Origin of the sequence: Lacisediminihabitans profunda, from assembly GCF_008040105.1 — a bacterium.
GTDB classification, from domain to species: Bacteria; Actinomycetota; Actinomycetes; order Actinomycetales; family Microbacteriaceae; genus Lacisediminihabitans; species Lacisediminihabitans profunda.
Genome location: NZ_VRMG01000004.1, coordinates 21,080 through 37,485, shown reverse-complemented (window position 1 = coordinate 37,485; position 16,406 = coordinate 21,080). Strand labels below are relative to the sequence as shown.

General features: G+C 66.5%; 17 protein-coding genes and 1 tRNA gene. 11 read left to right on the top strand and 7 right to left on the bottom strand.

Annotation, left to right across the window (positions count from 1 at the left end):
- Positions 1-73 precede the first annotated feature (73 nt).
- Genes pdhA through FVP33_RS02775 form a run of 3 tightly spaced genes read left to right on the top strand, consistent with a single transcriptional unit; the run spans position 74 to position 3,515 of the window.
- On the top strand, positions 74-1,192 hold the full coding sequence (pdhA, locus tag FVP33_RS02785; RefSeq protein ID WP_147782120.1) for a pyruvate dehydrogenase (acetyl-transferring) E1 component subunit alpha: 1,119 nt from the start codon (positions 74-76) through the stop codon (positions 1,190-1,192).
- Positions 1,189-2,187 carry an alpha-ketoacid dehydrogenase subunit beta gene (locus FVP33_RS02780; protein WP_147782119.1) on the top strand — a complete coding sequence of 333 codons (999 nt, stop codon included), beginning with the start codon at positions 1,189-1,191 and terminating at the stop codon, positions 2,185-2,187. Before pdhA ends, FVP33_RS02780 begins: the two co-directional genes overlap by 4 nt.
- Positions 2,188-2,204: 17 nt before the next feature.
- Positions 2,205-3,515, top strand: a complete 1,311-nt coding sequence (locus tag FVP33_RS02775) for a dihydrolipoamide acetyltransferase family protein (RefSeq protein WP_147782118.1) — start codon at positions 2,205-2,207, stop codon at positions 3,513-3,515.
- Between the two features lie 193 nt (positions 3,516-3,708).
- On the opposite strand, the gene FVP33_RS19740 is transcribed toward FVP33_RS02775, so the two are convergent.
- Positions 3,709-4,233, bottom strand: coding sequence for a DUF3761 domain-containing protein (locus FVP33_RS19740; RefSeq protein ID WP_246142145.1), 525 nt, complete (start codon positions 4,231-4,233; stop codon positions 3,709-3,711).
- Positions 4,234-4,813: 580 nt separating this feature from the next.
- Here FVP33_RS19740 and FVP33_RS02765 point away from each other — a divergent pair.
- A complete protein-coding gene (locus FVP33_RS02765) occupies positions 4,814-5,563 on the top strand; it encodes a potassium channel family protein (RefSeq protein ID WP_147782117.1) in 750 nt (249 codons plus the stop codon).
- A 137-nt stretch (positions 5,564-5,700) separates the two neighbouring features.
- Here FVP33_RS02765 and arr read toward each other — a convergent pair whose 3' ends face one another.
- From arr to FVP33_RS02745, 4 genes are all read right to left on the bottom strand, one after another.
- The gene (gene arr, locus FVP33_RS02760) at positions 5,701-6,123 is read right to left on the bottom strand and encodes an NAD(+)--rifampin ADP-ribosyltransferase (protein WP_147782116.1); all 423 of its coding nucleotides are present in this window, start codon (positions 6,121-6,123) and stop codon (positions 5,701-5,703) included.
- 229 nt (positions 6,124-6,352) lie between these two features.
- Positions 6,353-6,727 carry a VOC family protein gene (locus FVP33_RS02755; RefSeq protein WP_147782115.1) on the bottom strand — a complete coding sequence of 125 codons (375 nt, stop codon included), beginning with the start codon at positions 6,725-6,727 and terminating at the stop codon, positions 6,353-6,355.
- A gap of 570 nt (positions 6,728-7,297) precedes the next feature.
- Positions 7,298-7,382 (bottom strand) — tRNA-Leu (locus FVP33_RS02750).
- 86 nt (positions 7,383-7,468) lie between these two features.
- Positions 7,469-7,945, bottom strand: coding sequence for a nucleoside deaminase (locus FVP33_RS02745; protein WP_147782114.1), 477 nt, complete (start codon positions 7,943-7,945; stop codon positions 7,469-7,471).
- A gap of 108 nt (positions 7,946-8,053) precedes the next feature.
- Between FVP33_RS02745 and FVP33_RS02740 the strand changes: the two genes are divergently transcribed.
- The 5 genes from FVP33_RS02740 to mshC all read left to right on the top strand — a co-directional run bounded on the left by FVP33_RS02740 (position 8,054) and on the right by mshC (position 13,113).
- Complete coding sequence (locus tag FVP33_RS02740; RefSeq protein ID WP_147782113.1) at positions 8,054-9,367, top strand: M20/M25/M40 family metallo-hydrolase; 1,314 nt, start codon at positions 8,054-8,056, stop codon at positions 9,365-9,367.
- A gap of 22 nt (positions 9,368-9,389) precedes the next feature.
- Positions 9,390-10,223: an undecaprenyl-diphosphate phosphatase gene (locus FVP33_RS02735; protein WP_147782112.1), complete on the top strand. Its 834-nt coding sequence runs from the start codon at positions 9,390-9,392 to the stop codon at positions 10,221-10,223.
- 106 nt (positions 10,224-10,329) lie between these two features.
- Positions 10,330-11,025 (top strand): GAF and ANTAR domain-containing protein, encoded by a 696-nt coding sequence (locus FVP33_RS02730; RefSeq protein ID WP_246142144.1) that lies wholly within the window; start codon positions 10,330-10,332, stop codon positions 11,023-11,025.
- Positions 11,026-11,055: 30 nt separating this feature from the next.
- On the top strand, positions 11,056-11,769 hold the full coding sequence (locus FVP33_RS02725) for a GAF and ANTAR domain-containing protein (protein ID WP_147782111.1): 714 nt from the start codon (positions 11,056-11,058) through the stop codon (positions 11,767-11,769).
- A 54-nt stretch (positions 11,770-11,823) separates the two neighbouring features.
- Complete coding sequence (gene mshC / locus FVP33_RS02720) at positions 11,824-13,113, top strand: cysteine--1-D-myo-inosityl 2-amino-2-deoxy-alpha-D-glucopyranoside ligase (protein WP_147782110.1); 1,290 nt, start codon at positions 11,824-11,826, stop codon at positions 13,111-13,113.
- A 214-nt stretch (positions 13,114-13,327) separates the two neighbouring features.
- Here the strand turns inward: mshC and FVP33_RS02715 are convergent, their stop codons facing one another.
- Together FVP33_RS02715 and FVP33_RS02710 are read right to left on the bottom strand one after the other, a co-directional pair.
- Positions 13,328-13,621 carry a hypothetical protein gene (locus FVP33_RS02715; protein ID WP_147782109.1) on the bottom strand — a complete coding sequence of 98 codons (294 nt, stop codon included), beginning with the start codon at positions 13,619-13,621 and terminating at the stop codon, positions 13,328-13,330.
- A gap of 21 nt (positions 13,622-13,642) precedes the next feature.
- Positions 13,643-14,602 carry a proteasome assembly chaperone family protein gene (locus FVP33_RS02710; RefSeq protein ID WP_147782108.1) on the bottom strand — a complete coding sequence of 320 codons (960 nt, stop codon included), beginning with the start codon at positions 14,600-14,602 and terminating at the stop codon, positions 13,643-13,645.
- 86 nt (positions 14,603-14,688) lie between these two features.
- Here FVP33_RS02710 and FVP33_RS02705 point away from each other — a divergent pair, with 86 nt between their 5' ends.
- Complete coding sequence (locus FVP33_RS02705; protein WP_281289356.1) at positions 14,689-15,363, top strand: HAD family hydrolase; 675 nt, start codon at positions 14,689-14,691, stop codon at positions 15,361-15,363.
- Positions 15,360-16,352, top strand: coding sequence for a tRNA (adenine-N1)-methyltransferase (locus tag FVP33_RS02700; RefSeq protein WP_147782107.1), 993 nt, complete (start codon positions 15,360-15,362; stop codon positions 16,350-16,352). The genes FVP33_RS02705 and FVP33_RS02700 overlap by 4 nt, the downstream gene beginning before the upstream one ends.
- Positions 16,353-16,406 lie beyond the last annotated feature (54 nt).

Here is a 16,406-nt window from a genome sequence, read left to right as displayed (position 1 = left end):
ACTTGTTAGTGTCATTCATAACCACATACGGACGACGTCCGGCCCCAGAAGGGCCGACGAAGGGAGTTCCCCGATGACCGCTCAGACGCGGACGCCGCGGAAGAAGCAGAACGCCGCCGCTCGCATCTCGCCAGTGACGGCGGCTGGTCGCACCGTCGAAGACGGCGAGCGGCTGATCGACTTCTACCGCCGGATGGTGCTCATCCGCCGGTTCGAAGAACGCGCGGCGCGCGGATACACGCAAGCACTCATCGGTGGCTACTGCCACTTGAACCTCGGCGAGGAGGCCGCGGTCGTCGGCCTGCTGTCGGCATTGCAGCCAACCGACTACCTGTTCACGAACTATCGCGAGCACGGCTACGCGATCACCCGCGGCATTGACCCGAATCGCGTGATGGCCGAGTTATACGGCCGGGTCGACGGGGTCTCGAAGGGGTGGGGTGGCTCGATGCACATGTTCGACATCGACAAGCGGATGCTCGGCGGCTACGGCATCGTCGGCGGGCAGATTCCGCTCGCGACGGGGGTCGCGCTCGCGATCGATTACCGCGGCGGACACGAGGTCGTCCTGTGCACGATGGGCGACGGAACGACGAACATCGGGGCGTTCCACGAATCGCTGAACATCGCGGCACTCTGGAACCTGCCCATCGTGTACGTCATCATCAACAACGGGCTGGGGATGGGCACGACCGTGGAGAAGTCATCGGCGGAACCGGAGCTCTACAAGCGCGGATCCGCGTATCGGATGGCGTCCGAGCGCGTCGACGGACTCGATCCGGTCGCGGTCGCCGAGGCGGCGGGGCGGGCGATCGACTCGGCGCGCAGCGGCAAACCGTTCCTGCTCGAGGTCGTGACCGAGCGACTGCGCGGACACTCCGTCGTCGATCCGGCCAAATACCGTTCGGCAGAAGAAGTCGCCGAGCTCAAGGAGAACGATCCGGTCCAGACCTTTGGCGCGCGCCTGGTCGACGAAGGCCTGCTCGACGCCGACTCCCTCGCGAAGATCGACGAGCAAGCCACGGCACGGGTCGCGGAGGCCGCCGCCTTCGCGGAAGCCAGCGCCTTCCCCGACGTATCGACGCTCTTCGACTACACCTACGCGACGCCGGTGCCCAACGACTCCCGTCGATTGCCCGGCCAGCCGCTCTTCGAGCCGGCACCGATTCCAGAGCAGGGAGCGGCGCGATGAGCATCATGACCTACCGGCAGGCGCTGCACGACACGCTGAGAGCCGAGATGCTGCGGGATCAGAACGTCTTCCTGATGGGCGAAGAGATCGGGGTATTCGACGGCTCGTACAAGATCACGGCCGGTCTTCTCGCGGAGTTCGGCGAGAAACGCGTACGGGACACCCCGATCGCCGAGGAAGGGTTCACCGGCGCGGCCATCGGCGCGGCGATGCTCGGACTGCGCCCTGTGGTCGAGATCATGACGATCAACTTCTCCCTGCTGGCGCTCGACCAGATCGTCAATCACGCGGCCAAGATCTATGGAATGTTCGGCGGCCAGGCCAAAGTTCCCCTGGTCATCCGGACTCCGGGCGGAGGCGGCCAGCAACTCGGTGCGACACATTCGCAGAACATCGAGCTGTACTACGCGTTCGTCCCGGGGATGAAGGTCGTCGCCCCGAGCACCCCGGCGGATGCCAAGGCGCTCCTGCTCGCGGCGATCAGAGACGACGACCCCGTGCTGTTCCTGGAGAACCTGTCCCTCTACAACACCAAGGGCGAAGTCCCGGATGACGATACCCCCGCCGAGATCGGAAAGGCCGCGGTCACGCGCGAAGGCCGCGACATCACGCTCATCGGCTACTCCCGGATGGCCCACGTCGCGTCGCAGGTCGCGGAACAGCTCGCGGCCTCCGACGGCCTCGACATCGAGGTCATCGACCTGCGAAGCCTGAGGCCGCTGGACCGCGGGACGCTGATCGAGTCCGTGAAGAAGACGCACGCGGCCGTTGTCCTCGAGGACGATTGGCTGACCTATGGAATCGGCGCCGAAATAGCCGCGACCATTTCCGACGGCGCATTCGATTACCTGGATGCACCTGTACGACGCGTGGCGATGGCCGAAGTGCCGCTGCCATATTCGAAACCACTGGAGACCGCTGCGCTGCCGTCGGCGGATGACGTCATCGGCGCCATCCGCCAGACCCTCGACGCCGTCGGCCACCGCCGCCGTTAAACGAGGGGCGAAGATTCATGATCGAAATCACCATGCCGCGTCTGTCCGACACGATGGAGGAAGGCGCGATCACGACCTGGCTCAAGAAGCCGGGGGACCGTGTCGACATCGGCGACGTGCTCGTCGAGATCGAGACCGACAAGGCCAACATGGAGTTGGAGGCCTACGAGGCGGGCACTCTCTCGAAGATCCTCGTGCCAGAGGGCGAACTCGTACCGATCGGCACCCCGATTGCCTTGCTGGACGATGGCAAGCCGGGCGACTCGACCACGCCAATCGCCGCGCCACTCGCCCTCGCCGTGGATTCCGTCGCGGAGCCGGCCGAGGCGGCCGCTGCCACTCCCGAAGCGCCCGGCCGAGGGTCCGAGGCAGATCTCGAGGTCCCCAGCGGCGATCGGCTGTTCGCGTCACCGTTCGTTCGCAAACTCGCCCGGGAGAATCACCTCGACCTGGGCGGGATTCGTGGCACGGGCCCCGGCGGACGAATCATCCGTGCCGACCTGGACGAGGTGCTCCCGCATTCCGCCGAAACAGGTCCGTCGGCCGCGGAAGCTCCCGCGGCCGTTCCGCCGCCGAGCGCGGTGGCAAGCCCCGCGAATCGAGCCACCCAACAGGGAGACGAGAAGCGCGGATCCGAGGCGGTTTCGATCAGCAATACGCGCCGGGTCATTGCGCGGCGACTGGGCGAGAGTGCCCGCAGCATCCCGCACTTCTACGTCACCGCGGTCGCGGACGCCGAAGCGCTCGTGGGGCTGCGCACCGAGCTCAACGAGCAACTCACGGCGGCCGGGCGGACGAAGGTGAGCATCAACGACCTGCTCATCCGGGCGAGCGCGCTCGCGCTTCGCGAGAATCCGCTCGTCAACGTGTCCTATGTGGACGACGCAAGCACGACCATGCTCCTGCACCACCGGATCAACGTCGGCGTTGCTGTCGCCTCTGAGAACGGCCTCGTCGTTCCTGTGATCGAGAACGCCGACCAGAAATCCGTCAGCCAACTCGGCTTGGAGAGCAGAACCCTGGTGGCCCTCGCCAATGCGAAGAAGCTCACGAGCGAGCAGATGTCCGGCGGCACGTTCACGATCAGCAACCTGGGCATGTTCGGGGTCGAACACTTCACCGCGATCATCAACCCGCCCGAAGGGGCGATTCTCGCGGTTGGGGGCACCACGCGCGAGCCGGTCGTGGTTGGCGATGAGATCGTTCCCCGCTACCGCATGCGCTTTACGCTCTCGGCAGACCACCGAATCATCGACGGGGCACTGGCCGCGCAGTTCCTGCAGACGCTCACCCGACTGATCGAGAATCCGGGGACCATCATCGCCTGACCTCCGGCAATCGGGCAGTGGCTAGTGCTTTGGGAAGCCCGGACAAGGGCGGGGTCGAGGATCTCGATCTTCTCGCGTTGGCACGCCAGGTCGATTGTGCGGTGCAGCGGCTGCACACACCGGGTGCCGTGAGAGTACCAGTGCGGCTCCACTGCGCACAGGAAATACGCCCACGTTTCCCTGGCCTTGATACTCAACGGTAGAAGACGGCCACACCACCGTGACTCGAACAGGCTCCTTGATGATGGGCGGCAAAGGAATAGCTGCCGTCTTTGCAAAGAGCGAGCGCGACGGCCGGGGCTCCAGTACCTGGCACTGGCACTGGCACTGGTGCAGGTGCAGTCCCGGTGGTTCCCGTGACATACAGCTGGTAAGCGCTCCACCAGTCGGTTGCGATCGCGGTCTGCGCTGCAGCCAGAGAGATCGAGCCCGAGCAAATCATCGCGTGAAGCTTGTTCTCGACCTGGTCCTTCACACGTGCCCCTTCCGCCACATTGTAGGGTTCGGGCCACAGGTTAGCTTCGGCCGATGCTGCACCGCCGAGCTCAAGGCTGATCAGGTGGTCTTCCTCATAGTCCGCGGTTGAGGTATCGCCGTTGTACGAGTACCCCGTGGACAGTTGACGCACTTTGAGCGCCGTGGTGACCGAGGAGGATGGCCGCATCGTTGATGTCCAGCCTGAAACGCAAATCGTCTGCGAAATCGTGGCCTGTGTCACGGACGGATTCACTGCCCCGGGCGTCCTGCCGCGATCTGGTAGCACCACACCCGCGGCAGAAACTACCTCGCCTGTCGAGCCGGAAACAGGGGGAGCGTCTGGGGTGGGCTCGTCGTAGGCGTCACGCTCGGCGTCGCGCCAGCGGATACCGACGGGCGCTGCGGGGCCTGAACGGTGTCAGTTGCAGAACTGCTGGAGGTCCCCTCGACCGAGGGAGCCTGCGGGTGATTCGAGAACGCAAAAGGGAGCAGCAGTACCAGCAGAAATGCGCTGGCGATCGGACCGAACCTGAGCCAAAAATACGACCGAGGCTTCGACATCGTCAGGGATCTTGCGTGCAACCGCTTGGTAGCGCCAACCGCAGCACCAATCGCCCTCGCCACAAGCTTTGCACCGCCGACGAACGCATAGAGCAAACCCTTGAAAAATGTGGCTAACAGGGCCATGGCATCCTCGTTCACAAGCCCGCATGATCCGGGGTCGCACTCACCCTACTTGTTTCCGAACGAATCTCACGAAGACACGGGATCGACGCGATTCTGACGTATCGAACGTTCTTCTCTGCTCCTAGAATTCGGGCATGACTCAGCAACGCTGGCAACGAATCTCCGAATGGCCGCTCACCCTCGCCGCCGTCCTGTTCCTTGCCGCCTACGCGTGGGAAGTGATCGGAAACCTTGCCGGGCCCAGTTCAGCACTCGCCGAAGTAATCATGGCCGCGACCTGGACTGTCTTCCTTGTCGACTACGTCGCGAACTTGGTGCTGGCACCCGAACGGTGGCAATGGTTCAGCAGGCACATCCTCGACCTGCTGATCGTGGTCCTGCCTCTGCTGCGTCCGCTGCGCCTCCTCCGGCTAGTCACGCTACTGAACATCCTCCAACGAACTGCGGGCACTGCGTTTCGAGGGCGCGTCATTCTCTACGCTGCGGGAGCATCAATCCTTCTCATCTTCGTCGCCGCGCTGGCCGTCCTGGATGTCGAACAAGCAAATCCCGGGTCAAGTATCGTGACGTTCGAAGATGCCCTCTGGTGGGCCTTTGTCACCATCACGACCGTCGGATACGGAGACTTCACACCCCTCACAGTCATGGGCAGACTGATTGCCGGCGCCCTGATGCTCGGCGGCATCGCCCTCCTCGGTGTCGTAACCGCAACCATTGCCTCATGGATCGTGGAACGCGTCGCGATCAAAGAAGAAGACGCCCAAGCCGCCACACGCGGCGAGATCAGGGCGCTTGAGCACCAAGTCACCAAACTGCAAGAGACCCTTGACCGGATGGACCAACGAACACAAGTCCTGGCTGATAGGGGCGTCTCTCCGAAGTAAGCCGACGCTCTCCCAGCGCTGCCCGTTAGCGGAACCTTGGGTTCTTGCGCGCAGAGGGGAGGGCCCGGCTACCGGGCGATGGCCAGCCGTCTCGCCACGAGCGGCACGCTCCGTCACGAAGACGACGTCTTCGTGGTTCAGTTGATGATCTCGCCACGCTCCTCCGGCGGGACACCGGTGAGTCGGTCGCGCCACAGCTGCAGCGCTTCGGATGTGAGCCTGGTCCAGTCGGTGACCTCGGCAACCACACGAAGGGGCTCAGCGCTGCGGTAAGAGCGGGTGGGGTTGCCCGGGAACTTCTTGTCCGTGACGTTCGGGTCGTCCTCGAAGCCGCCCGTCGGCTCTACGAGATAGACCCGTGGCTCGCGGACATCTGGCGCCAGCTCTGCGGCAAGTTCTGCCGCGAGGCCGGCACCATCCCGCAGCGCGGTGAAGTAGATGTGGTTCATGACGATGTCGGGCCGGTAATTGGATCGGAACCCCGGGGAGAGGAAATCCCCGGCCCGAACATCTGCGGTGGTGCCGTGGTAAAACGGGCCTGACTCCTCTGCTGCGTTCACAAGGAAATTCTAGTAAGGGCCGCCTGGTGGGCGGGTTGCGAGGAAGGCCCCGACCCCTCGGCATCCGCGCCCAGCGACCCGCCATGAAACGGCGGCAGAGCCCTCCGCGTAGAACCGCTCCCCGAGACGTATCCGGCCCTAAGCTGCTGCGGCTGGCGATGATCTCTTGACCGACCGCCCATAAACCGAACCCTGACTGCACGCCCAAGACTGGACGCGAATCTTATGTTCACGCGGTTGCCGTGATCGAGAAGGCGTTGCCGTCCGGGTCGCGGAAGGCAAACATGGCGGGAATTCCCGGCCAGCGCAGGATGTCGTCGGTGTCGACATCCCTCTCAAGCAGGGCAGAGTGGGCGGCATCGATATTGTCCGTGGTGAAGCGGATGCCGATGCTGCCCCGCGCGATGTTCGGCGCAGCGGGTTCGAGCGTGAGGATAATGCTCGCTGTCGGGGCAATCTCGATCCACCGGCCGCCATTGGGTATAGGCACGTCTCGCAGCAGGGCGAACCCGAGAGTGCCCAGGTAGAACTGCAACGCGGCGTCCTGGTTCTCGACAGGGATGCTGACAGAGCGGACACCGTTGATCTGAGTGATGGTCGACATGAGCGTTCTCCTTCGTCGTGCTCCCCAAATACGGGGTGTACAAACATGACGACTAACCCCCAGTGTGATCGACACCTTCGGGATATCTTTGCGCCCAATCGCCGGACCTCAAGCGGGTCATACGATTTGGGTGAGATAGCTCTGGCCTGATCCAAAGCGGTTGGGAGATACGCCCTAACTACCTGCCCCAGTAACGATCGCATGAGCGATCTGATAGATCGCCAAGGCTGCGCCGAACGGCGTCATGATGACGAAGGGCCATGCCCCCCACAGGATGTTCCTTGGCGTGGAGACACGATCGGAGGTCCTTTTCCCGTACATCCGGACGACCCAACCCCCAGGCTAGGTCTCGCCCGCATCACCCAACTCCCAATTACGTTCGACCGAACAATTCGGCCTGCCAGAAAACACTCTGGCGGGCCGATCATGCGCTAAGCCAGGGAGTGCCGCGAGCCCGACCGCCAAAATCAGACCCTCGGGAGCACAAAAAATGGGCCGGACAACCGTTGACCGGTTGTCGCGACCCATTTTCCGAACTGGCACGGCCTAAAAGACCGAACCACCCCTCTGTGCGCGAAGGGGGACTTGAACCCCCACGCCCTATACGGGCACTAGCACCTCAAGCTAGCGCGTCTGCCATTTCCGCCATCCGCGCGCATCCGAAAGTCCCTTGCAGAACCTCCGACACACGAGAATAGCACGCGCGAAGCACCCCGTTGCGCCGACCCCGGAGTCGGGGCGTCAGGACCAGAATCCGGCGTGCACCTCGGCGGCGTGCGCGCTCGGGATCGGCCCGATGACCTCGATCACCCGACCGCCGCGCGCGAATACCTCCCGGCAGGGGAGGTCCAGCGTCGGCTCGTCGCCGCCCGAGGTGAACTCGGCGAGCGCGCTCTCCGCGAGCGCGAAAACGATGCGCGAGACGCCCGCCCAGTAGATCGCCCCGGCGCACATGGCACACGGCTCGGTGCTCGTGTAGAGGGTGCTGGAGCGGAGCTGGGCCGGCGTGAGTCGCGCCGACGCGCGACGCACGAGGTTCGTCTCGGCGTGGCCGGTCGGGTCGTTCTCGGTGAGAACGGTGTTCCACCCCTCCACCACGACTCCCTCGGCCACGAGGATCGCCCCGAACGGATGATCGCCTCGCGCCCGCGACTCGGCGGCGAGGTCGATCGCGTGGTCGAGGTGGGTGACCTCGTCTGGGGTGAGCTGGTGGGGCATCGGTCTCCTCGGCTGGGTGCTTGCGATATGGCCAACTAACCACATCGGGCTGGCCGCGGCGAGCGCCTCGCGCGATTGGCCGCCGTCGATCGCCGCTAGCGTTGACCCATGACCGGCCACGCCTCCGACGCGTTACTCGACGACACCGCCCGCATCGCGCGGGACCTCATCCGATTCGACACCAGCAATTATGGGGAGGGGCGCTCGAACGGCGAGACGGATGCCGCGGAGTACGTCGCCGCGCACCTCACGAGGCTCGGCCTCGACGCCCAGATGTTCGAATCCGAGCCGGGTCGGGTGAGCGTCGTCGCCCGGGTCGAGGGCACCGATCGCAGCAAGCCCGCCCTCGTCGTGCACGGGCACACCGACGTGGTTCCCGCCCAGCCGGACAACTGGTCGGTCGATCCGTTCGGCGGTGAGATCAGGGACGGGATGCTGTGGGGCCGCGGGGCGGTCGACATGAAGAACATGGACGCGATGATGCTCACCGCGCTCGACGACATCCTGGGGGCGGGCATGCGACCGGCCCGGGATCTCGTGATCGCATTCTTCGCGGACGAGGAGGCCGGGGGAGTGCTCGGCTCCCACTACCTTGTCGAGACCCACCCGGAGCTCTTCGCCGGCGCTACCGAGGCGATCAGCGAGGTGGGCGGCTATTCGATCACCCTCAACGGCAGCCGCGCCTACCTCTTGCAGACCGGGGAGAAGTCTCTCGTCTGGGTCAAGCTCATCGCCCGCGGAACCGCGGCGCACGGCTCACACGTGATGCGCGACAACGCCGTCACCAAGCTCGCCGAGGCGGTGGCGAAGGTCGGGCGCCGCGAGTGGCCGATCCGCCTCACCAACACCACCACGGAACTGCTCGGCGAACTGGCCCGCATCCTCGACGTCGACCCGCTCACCGTCGGCCCGGACGAGCTCGCCCTCGCCACGGGCTCGGCGAGCCGCTTCATCCAGGCCTCGCTGCGCACCACCACCAACCCCACCGCTCTCACCGCCGGCTACAAGCACAACGTGATCCCCGACAGGGCGGAGGCGCTCATCGACATCCGATCCCTTCCGGGCGAAGAGGATGCCGTGCTCGCCGAGCTGGCGGAGATCGTGGGGCCGGACATCGAGATCGTGGTGATGCACCGCGACATCGGGCTCGAGACGGAGTTCGCCGGCCCTCTCGTGGATGCCATCACCGGAACCCTCGCCCGGCACGACCCCGGTGCCCCGGTGCTGCCGTACCTGCTGTCCGGTGGCACAGACAACAAGGCGCTCGCCACGCTCGGCATCAAGGGCTACGGCTTCGCGCCGCTCAAGCTCCCGCCCGAATTGGATTTCGCGGCGATGTTCCATGGCGTTGACGAGCGCGTGCCGCTCGACGCGTTAGTGTTTGGCAGGCGAGTCCTCAGCGACCTGCTGTTGAACTACTGACCAGGCGATTGGATCGACCCCCGTGAGCTTCATCAACGCGATCATCCTGGGAATCGTGCAGGGCCTCACCGAGTTCCTGCCGATCTCCTCGAACGCCCACGTGCGCATCGTGGGCGAACTCATCGGCATCGGCGCGGACCCGGGTGCGAGGTTCACCGCGATCATCCAGCTCGGCACAGAGGCCGCCGTGGTGGTCTACTTCGCCGCGGATCTCTGGCGCATCATCTCGCGCTGGTTCCTTGCCCTGTTCGGGCGGATTCCGCGCAACGATCCTGACGCGAAGATGGGCTGGTTCATCATCCTCGGCTCGCTGCCGATCGTGATTCTCGGCGTGATCTTCCAGACCGCGATCGAAACCACGCTGCGCTCCCTGTGGGTGATCGCGATCTCGCTCATCGTGTTCGGCATCCTGCTCGGCGTCGCGGACCGCGTCGGCGAGAAGAAGCGCCGGCTCAAGGACCTCACCGTGCCGCACGCCGCCATCTACGGTGGGGCGCAGGCTCTCGCCCTGATCCCCGGCGTCTCGCGCTCCGGCGGCACCATCACTGCCGGCCTCTTCCTGGGCTACGAGCGGCGCGCCGCCGCACGCTATTCGTTCCTGCTCGCGATTCCCGCGGTGCTCGGGAGCGGCTTCTACGAGCTCTACAAGAGCATCAAGGATCCGACGAAGGAGGTTTTCGGCCCGGCCGAGACCGCGTTGTCGACGGGAATCGCCTTCGTGGTGGGCCTGCTCGTGATCGTGTTCTTCATGAACTACATCTCGAAGCGATCGTTCCTGCCCTTCGTCATTTACCGTCTGCTGCTCGGCGCAGTGCTCATCGTGTTGTTGGTGACGGGTGTGCTGCAGCCTGTGTAGAACCTGCATTGCGGTGGCGCACGGCGGTAGACTGGGGCGAGCGACTCGCTCTAGCGCTCGAGCTCCGCAGACGAGAGCGAGGCATGATGGTGCGCGAGGTTCAATCGTGGCGGTGACACGCGAGACTTTTGAAGAGGCGAAGCGGGCGATCATCTATTCACTCGATCGCGATACCAGCCTGTGCGCTCCCTTCCTCTCGGTCGTTCCCGTCACGGGTGTCAGCGTGTCGGTGCTGGTGACCCGCGCGACGCAGGCGACGATCTGTTCGAGCAATGCCACCGCATCCCATCTCGACGAGTTGCAGTTCGACCTCGGCGAGGGACCCTGCTGGGAGGCACTTTCCTCGCGGCGGCCGGCCCTCCACTCGGACGTGCAGGGGGAGGACCAGTCGACCTGGCCCGCCTTCGCCAACGCCGTCCGCGGCAGTGACGTGCACGGCATGTTCGCCTTTCCCCTCGTGGTCGGATCTCTCGACATCGGCGCGGTCGATCTCTACTCGTCGAGCGTGGGCGGCCTCACCGCCGAGCAGGTGGCAGACGCCTCGGCTCTCGCCCAACTCACCGGCTGGCAGGTTCTGCGGCGCCTCCTCAACCAGAATCCCGATGACGAGGAGGGCTCGAGCCACTCTCGCCGCGAGGTGCACCAGGCCACCGGCATGGTGCTCGCCCAACTCGGCATCAACGCCGAAGAGGCGTCACTTCTTCTGCGCGCGCACGCCTTTTCGAGCGGACGTTCGGTGCGGGAGATCTCGAACGACGTCGTCGAGAGACGGCTCGATTTTTCCACGGGTGCTTCGCAGTGATTCGCCTCGACGCGGAGGTAAACTGATCTGATGGTGGCCGAGACACGCGAGAGGCGACTCGTTGACACCTTTGTCACCCTCGCAGACACACTCGTCGCAGGATACGACGTCGTCGATCTATTGCAGACGCTGGTAGAGGCGTGCGCCGATCTGCTCGACGCGTCGGCCGCCGGCCTCATGCTCGCCGACGACGGCGGCAATCTCGCCGTGGTCGCCTCGACGAGCGAGCGCAGCCGCCTTGTGGAAATCATGCAGCTCAGGTCGGGGCACGGCCCGTGCGTCGAGGCGTTCACCACCGGTGTGGTTGTCGAGGTGGACGACCTCGTGGCGCAGCGCAATCGCTGGCCGGAGTTCCGCGAGGAGGCGCTCTCTCAGGGCTTCCGATCCGTGCACGCGATTCCGCTCCGTCTGCGCGGATCCGTGATCGGCACCCTCAATCTCTTCCGCAACGAGCCGGGGCTCCTGACTCCCGAGGATGCATCCGTGGCCCAGGGTCTCGCCGACGTCGCGACCATCGGCATCCTGCACGAGCGCACGCTCCGCGAGAACAGCGTGGCCAAGGAGCAGCTGCAGCATGCCCTCGACAGCCGCGTGGTGATCGAGCAGGCCAAGGGCGTGATCGCCCAGACCCGCAGCGTCGACATGGACCAGGCATTCCGCCTTCTTCGTGCCTACGCGCGTAGCAACAACCTCAACCTGCACGACGTCGCGGCAAGGGTCGTCGCGAGGACGGTGTCCCCGTAGCGCTCAACGGCGCTCGACTTCGACGGCGGCCCGGCTCTCGCCTAGACTGCTGAAGTGAGAGCCTGGACCCGACCCGAGGTGCCGCGGCTGCCCGGCACCGGCTCCGCCCCCCGACTCTACGACTCGGCATCCCGCTCCCTCGTGACCGCTCGACCAGACGGCCGCGCGGCAATCTACGTGTGCGGCATCACCCCGTACGACACGACTCATCTGGGTCACGCGGCGACTTACCTCGCCTACGACACCCTGATCAGGGTGTGGCTCGACGCCGGCTATCCGGTCGACTTCGTGCAGAACACCACGGACGTGGATGACCCGCTCCTCGAACGCGCCGCCCGGGATGGGGTGGACTGGCGCGAGCTTGCCGCCGGCCAGACCGACCTGTTCCGTGCCGATATGGAGCGGCTGCAGATCATTCCGCCGGACCACTACGTCGCAGTCACCGAGGTCGTGACCGAGGTCGCCGAGGCGGTGCGAGAGCTTCTCGACCGCGGAATCGCTTACCCGGTCGACAGTCCGGATGCCGCCCCCGACCTCTACTTCGACAGCGCGGCGGCCGAGGCCGCCGGTGCCCATCAGCCCGGAGTTCCCCCGCCGTGGCACCTCGGTGCGGAAAGCAACCTCGACCGGGCCACGATGCTCGAGCTGAGCGCCCAACGCGGGGGAGACCCGCAGCGCCCGGGCAAGCACGACGCCCTGGACCCGATTCTCTGGCGCTCCAGACGGCCGGGCGAGCCACACTGGGACACCGTGCTCGGCCGCGGGCGCCCCGGCTGGCACATCGAATGCGCCGTGATCGCCGCGAAGTACCTGCCGACACCCATCACCGTCAACGGCGGCGGATCCGACCTGATCTTTCCGCACCATGAGTTCAGCGCGGGTCACGTCGCGGCCCTCACCGGTCACGCCCTCGCGCAGATCTACTCGCACGCGGGGCTCGTGGCCTATCGCGGCGAGAAGATGAGCAAGTCTCTCGGCAACCTGGTGCTGGTGTCGAAGCTCGTCGCCGAGGGAACCGATCCGCGCGCGATCCGCCTCGCGCTGCTCTCCGACCACTACCGCTCGGACTGGGAGTGGACGGATGCGCACCTCAGCACGGCCGAGGCCCGCCTCGCCGCCTGGGACGACTGGGCAGCCAGCGCCGGTACCGACCAGGCCGAGAGCGGCACCGTGGACGAGGGAACGACCGAGCTCCGCGAACTGCTCGCCGACGACCTCGACTCGCCGTCCGCCCTCCGGGCCATCGACGCCCGGATCGCGAGCGGAGCGCACTGCACGGTGACGCTCGTCACCGCGATTCACGCCCTGCTGGGCATCCGGCTGCGGTCCCTGCCCGCCGACTGATCCGCCCGGCCGATCCCGCCGGAATCCGCCCGACCCCTCGCGGCGGGACTCGTGACGCCTCGCGGCGGGAGTCGTGACGCCTCGCGGCGGGGTAACGTGCTCGCGGCGGGAGTCGTGACCCCCCGCGGCGGGGAAATGTGCTCGCGGCGGGAGTCGCGCCTCCCTCCGCCACTACATTTCCCCGCCGCGAGGGATCGGGACGGGTGCGGCCGCGTCAGGGCGTGACCGGGTACCAGCGACCGCCGACGCGCCGGGTGACCCGCCAGGACACCACCTCGGCCCGCTCCCGGGTGCGCTCGACGGCATGCCGGCCGATCCGCAGCGCCTGCGCATCATCCTCGCCGGTGAAACGCACGGTGACCCGCGCGCTACCGCTCACGACCGCGAGATCCTGGGCCTCCACCGTCGCGAGCTCGGCCACGGCCGCCGCGGCCGCCGGAACGACGGTCGGTGGCGCGGTGCCGGCGGCAAGCGCGCCGATCGACATGGTGACCCGGAACGAGGGCATGCGGAGGGGCGCCGGGCCGGGTCAGTCCTTGGGGCGGCGGTCGTCCGGGCCGTTGGGGCCGGATCCGGCCGGCCCGCGGGAATCGCCCTTGCCGTCGCGGCGGCGCAGGTAACGTTCGAACTCCTGCGCGATCGCCTCCCCGCTCGCCTCCGGCGAATCGACCGTGTCGCGAGCCTGCTCGAGCTGCGAGATGTAGGAGGCCATCTCCTCGTCCTCGCTCGCGAGCGCGTCGATGCCGCTCTCCCACGCCGCGGACTCGTCGACGAGGTCGCCGCGCGGGATGACCACGTCGATGATCTCCTCGAGCTTGTCGATGATCGAGAGGGTCGCCTTGGGCGACGGGGCGTTGTGCACGTAGTGCGGCACGGAGGCCCAGATCGAGACGGTGGGGATCCCCGCCTTCTCCGCGGCCTCGCTGAGCACGGAGAGGATGCCGACCGGCCCCTCGTATGTGCTGCGCTCGATGCCCAGCTCGCGCCGGACATCCGCGTTCTCGCTGCTCACGAAGACCGAGATCGGTCGGGTGTGCGGAACGTCGGCGAGCATCGCGCCGAGCAACACCACCCCGGAGATCTCGTTCTGCGAGATCGTGTCCATGATCTGCGCGGTGAAGCTCTTCCAGTTGCGCGACGGCTCTGTGCCGAGCAGCACGTAGATGTTCGAGCCGTTGTTGGCGCTCACGCGCAGCTCGGCGTCGTCGGCGAGGCCCTCCACGGGGAGGCGCTGCGCGAGCACGGATCTCGGGCCGTAGGTGACGACGCTCGGCCAGACCAGGGCGCGGTTGCCCTCGTCGTCCTGCGCCACGGTCGGCCGGTTGAACTGGTAGTCGAAGAACCGCTCCGCGTCGATCTCGGCGATCGGGTACAGGTCGAGGAGGTCCTTGAGCGTGCGCACGGCACCGCTCGCGGCCTCCCCGGCGTCGTTCCAGCCCTCGAACGCGACGACCAGAAGCCGCCCTTTCAGCATTCCCGCGTCAGACAATCGCTACCTTCACTGGGTCGGCACTGGTGTTGGCCGACTTCCTTAGAGTCAAGGATAGGACGCTCCCGCGGCTAAACTCGGATTCCGTGACTGAACTCCTCCCCGCCGCCGTCCTCTGGGACATGGACGGCACCCTCGTCGACACCGAGCCGTACTGGTTGAGCGCGGAGGCGGATCTCGTCGCGTCTTTCGGCGGAAACTGGACCCAGGAGGACGGCCTCACCCTCGTCGGGTCCGGCCTCTGGCACTCCGCCGCCGTGCTTCAGGGCAGGGGAGTGGAACTCAGCGCGGACGAGATCGTGCAGCATCTCACCGACCGCGTGCTCGACCAGATTCGCGTGAGTGTGCCGTGGCGCCCCGGCGCGCAGGAGCTCCTCGCCGCCGTGCGCGAGGCCGGCATCCCCACCGCACTCGTGACCATGTCCATCCGGCGGATGGCGGAGCATGTGGTCTCCACGATTCCGTTCGACGCGTTCGACCACATCGTGGCGGGTGATGACGTCACCCACAGCAAACCGCATCCCGAGCCGTACCTGCGCGGTGCCGAGCTCATCGGCGTTGACCCGGCGATGTGCATGGCGATCGAGGACTCGACGACGGGACTCGCGTCCGCCGTCGCCTCCGGCGCGGTGTCCATCGGCGTGCCGCTGCACTCGGCGCTCGAGCACGGCCTCGGCTACACGATCTGGCCCAGCCTCGAAGGCAAGACCTTCGCCGACCTCACCACCGTCTTCCGCCTCCTCCAGACGAGCGTCGCGTGAGCGGCGAACGCCGGCAGAGCGGGCCGTTCCGCGCCGGCGACCGAGTGCAGCTCACCGGGCCGAAGGGTCGTCTCAACACGATCACCCTCGAGGCGGGCAAGGTGTTCCACACCCACCGCGGAATGGTGGAGCACGACTCGCTCATCGGCCTGCCGGATGCCTCGGTGATCACCGCATCCAACGGTGACGAGTACCTCGCCCTCCGTCCCCTCCTCAGCGACTTCGTCATGTCGATGCCGCGGGGCGCCGCGATCATCTACCCCAAGGATGCGGCGCAGATCCTGAGCCTCGGCGATATCTTCCCCGGTGCGAAGGTCGTGGAAGCCGGCGTCGGTTCCGGCGCGCTGAGCCTGTGGCTGCTGCGCGGGATCGGGCCCACCGGCTCCCTCACCTCCTTCGAGCGGCGGGACGAGTTCGCCCAGGTGGCGCGGGGCAACGTCGTGAGCTTCCTCGGCGCCGAGCCGACCAACTGGACGGTGAAGGTCGGCGACCTCGTCGAGTCGTTGCCGACCGCGGTCGAGAACGGCTCGGTCGACCGGGTCGTTCTCGACATGCTCGCGCCGTGGGAGTGCCTCGACGTCGTTGCCGACGCGCTCACGCCCGGGGGAGTGCTGCTCTGCTACATCGCCACCGTCACCCAGCTCTCCCGAGTCGCCGAGGCGATCCGCGGCACCGGCCTGTTCACCGACCCCGACTCGTCGGAGACGATGATCCGAGGCTGGCACGTCGAGGGCCTCGCGGTGCGCCCAGACCACCGCATGGTGGCGCACACCGGCTTCCTGCTCACCGCGCGTCGGCTGGCTCCGAACACGATCCTCCCGCAGCTCAAGCGCCGGCCGTCGAAGACGGACTTCAGCGACGAGGACGTCGAGGCCTGGACCCCCGGCGCCCTCGGCGAGCGGGTGGTCACCGACAAGCGCCTGCGCAAGACCGCGCGGGCCGCCCAGGCCACGGCCGAGCACGCCGTCGCGGCCTCGGACAACCCGTGACCGGGCGTGACCCTAGAATTGTGACATCCCACGAGCTCGATCGAAATGAGGATT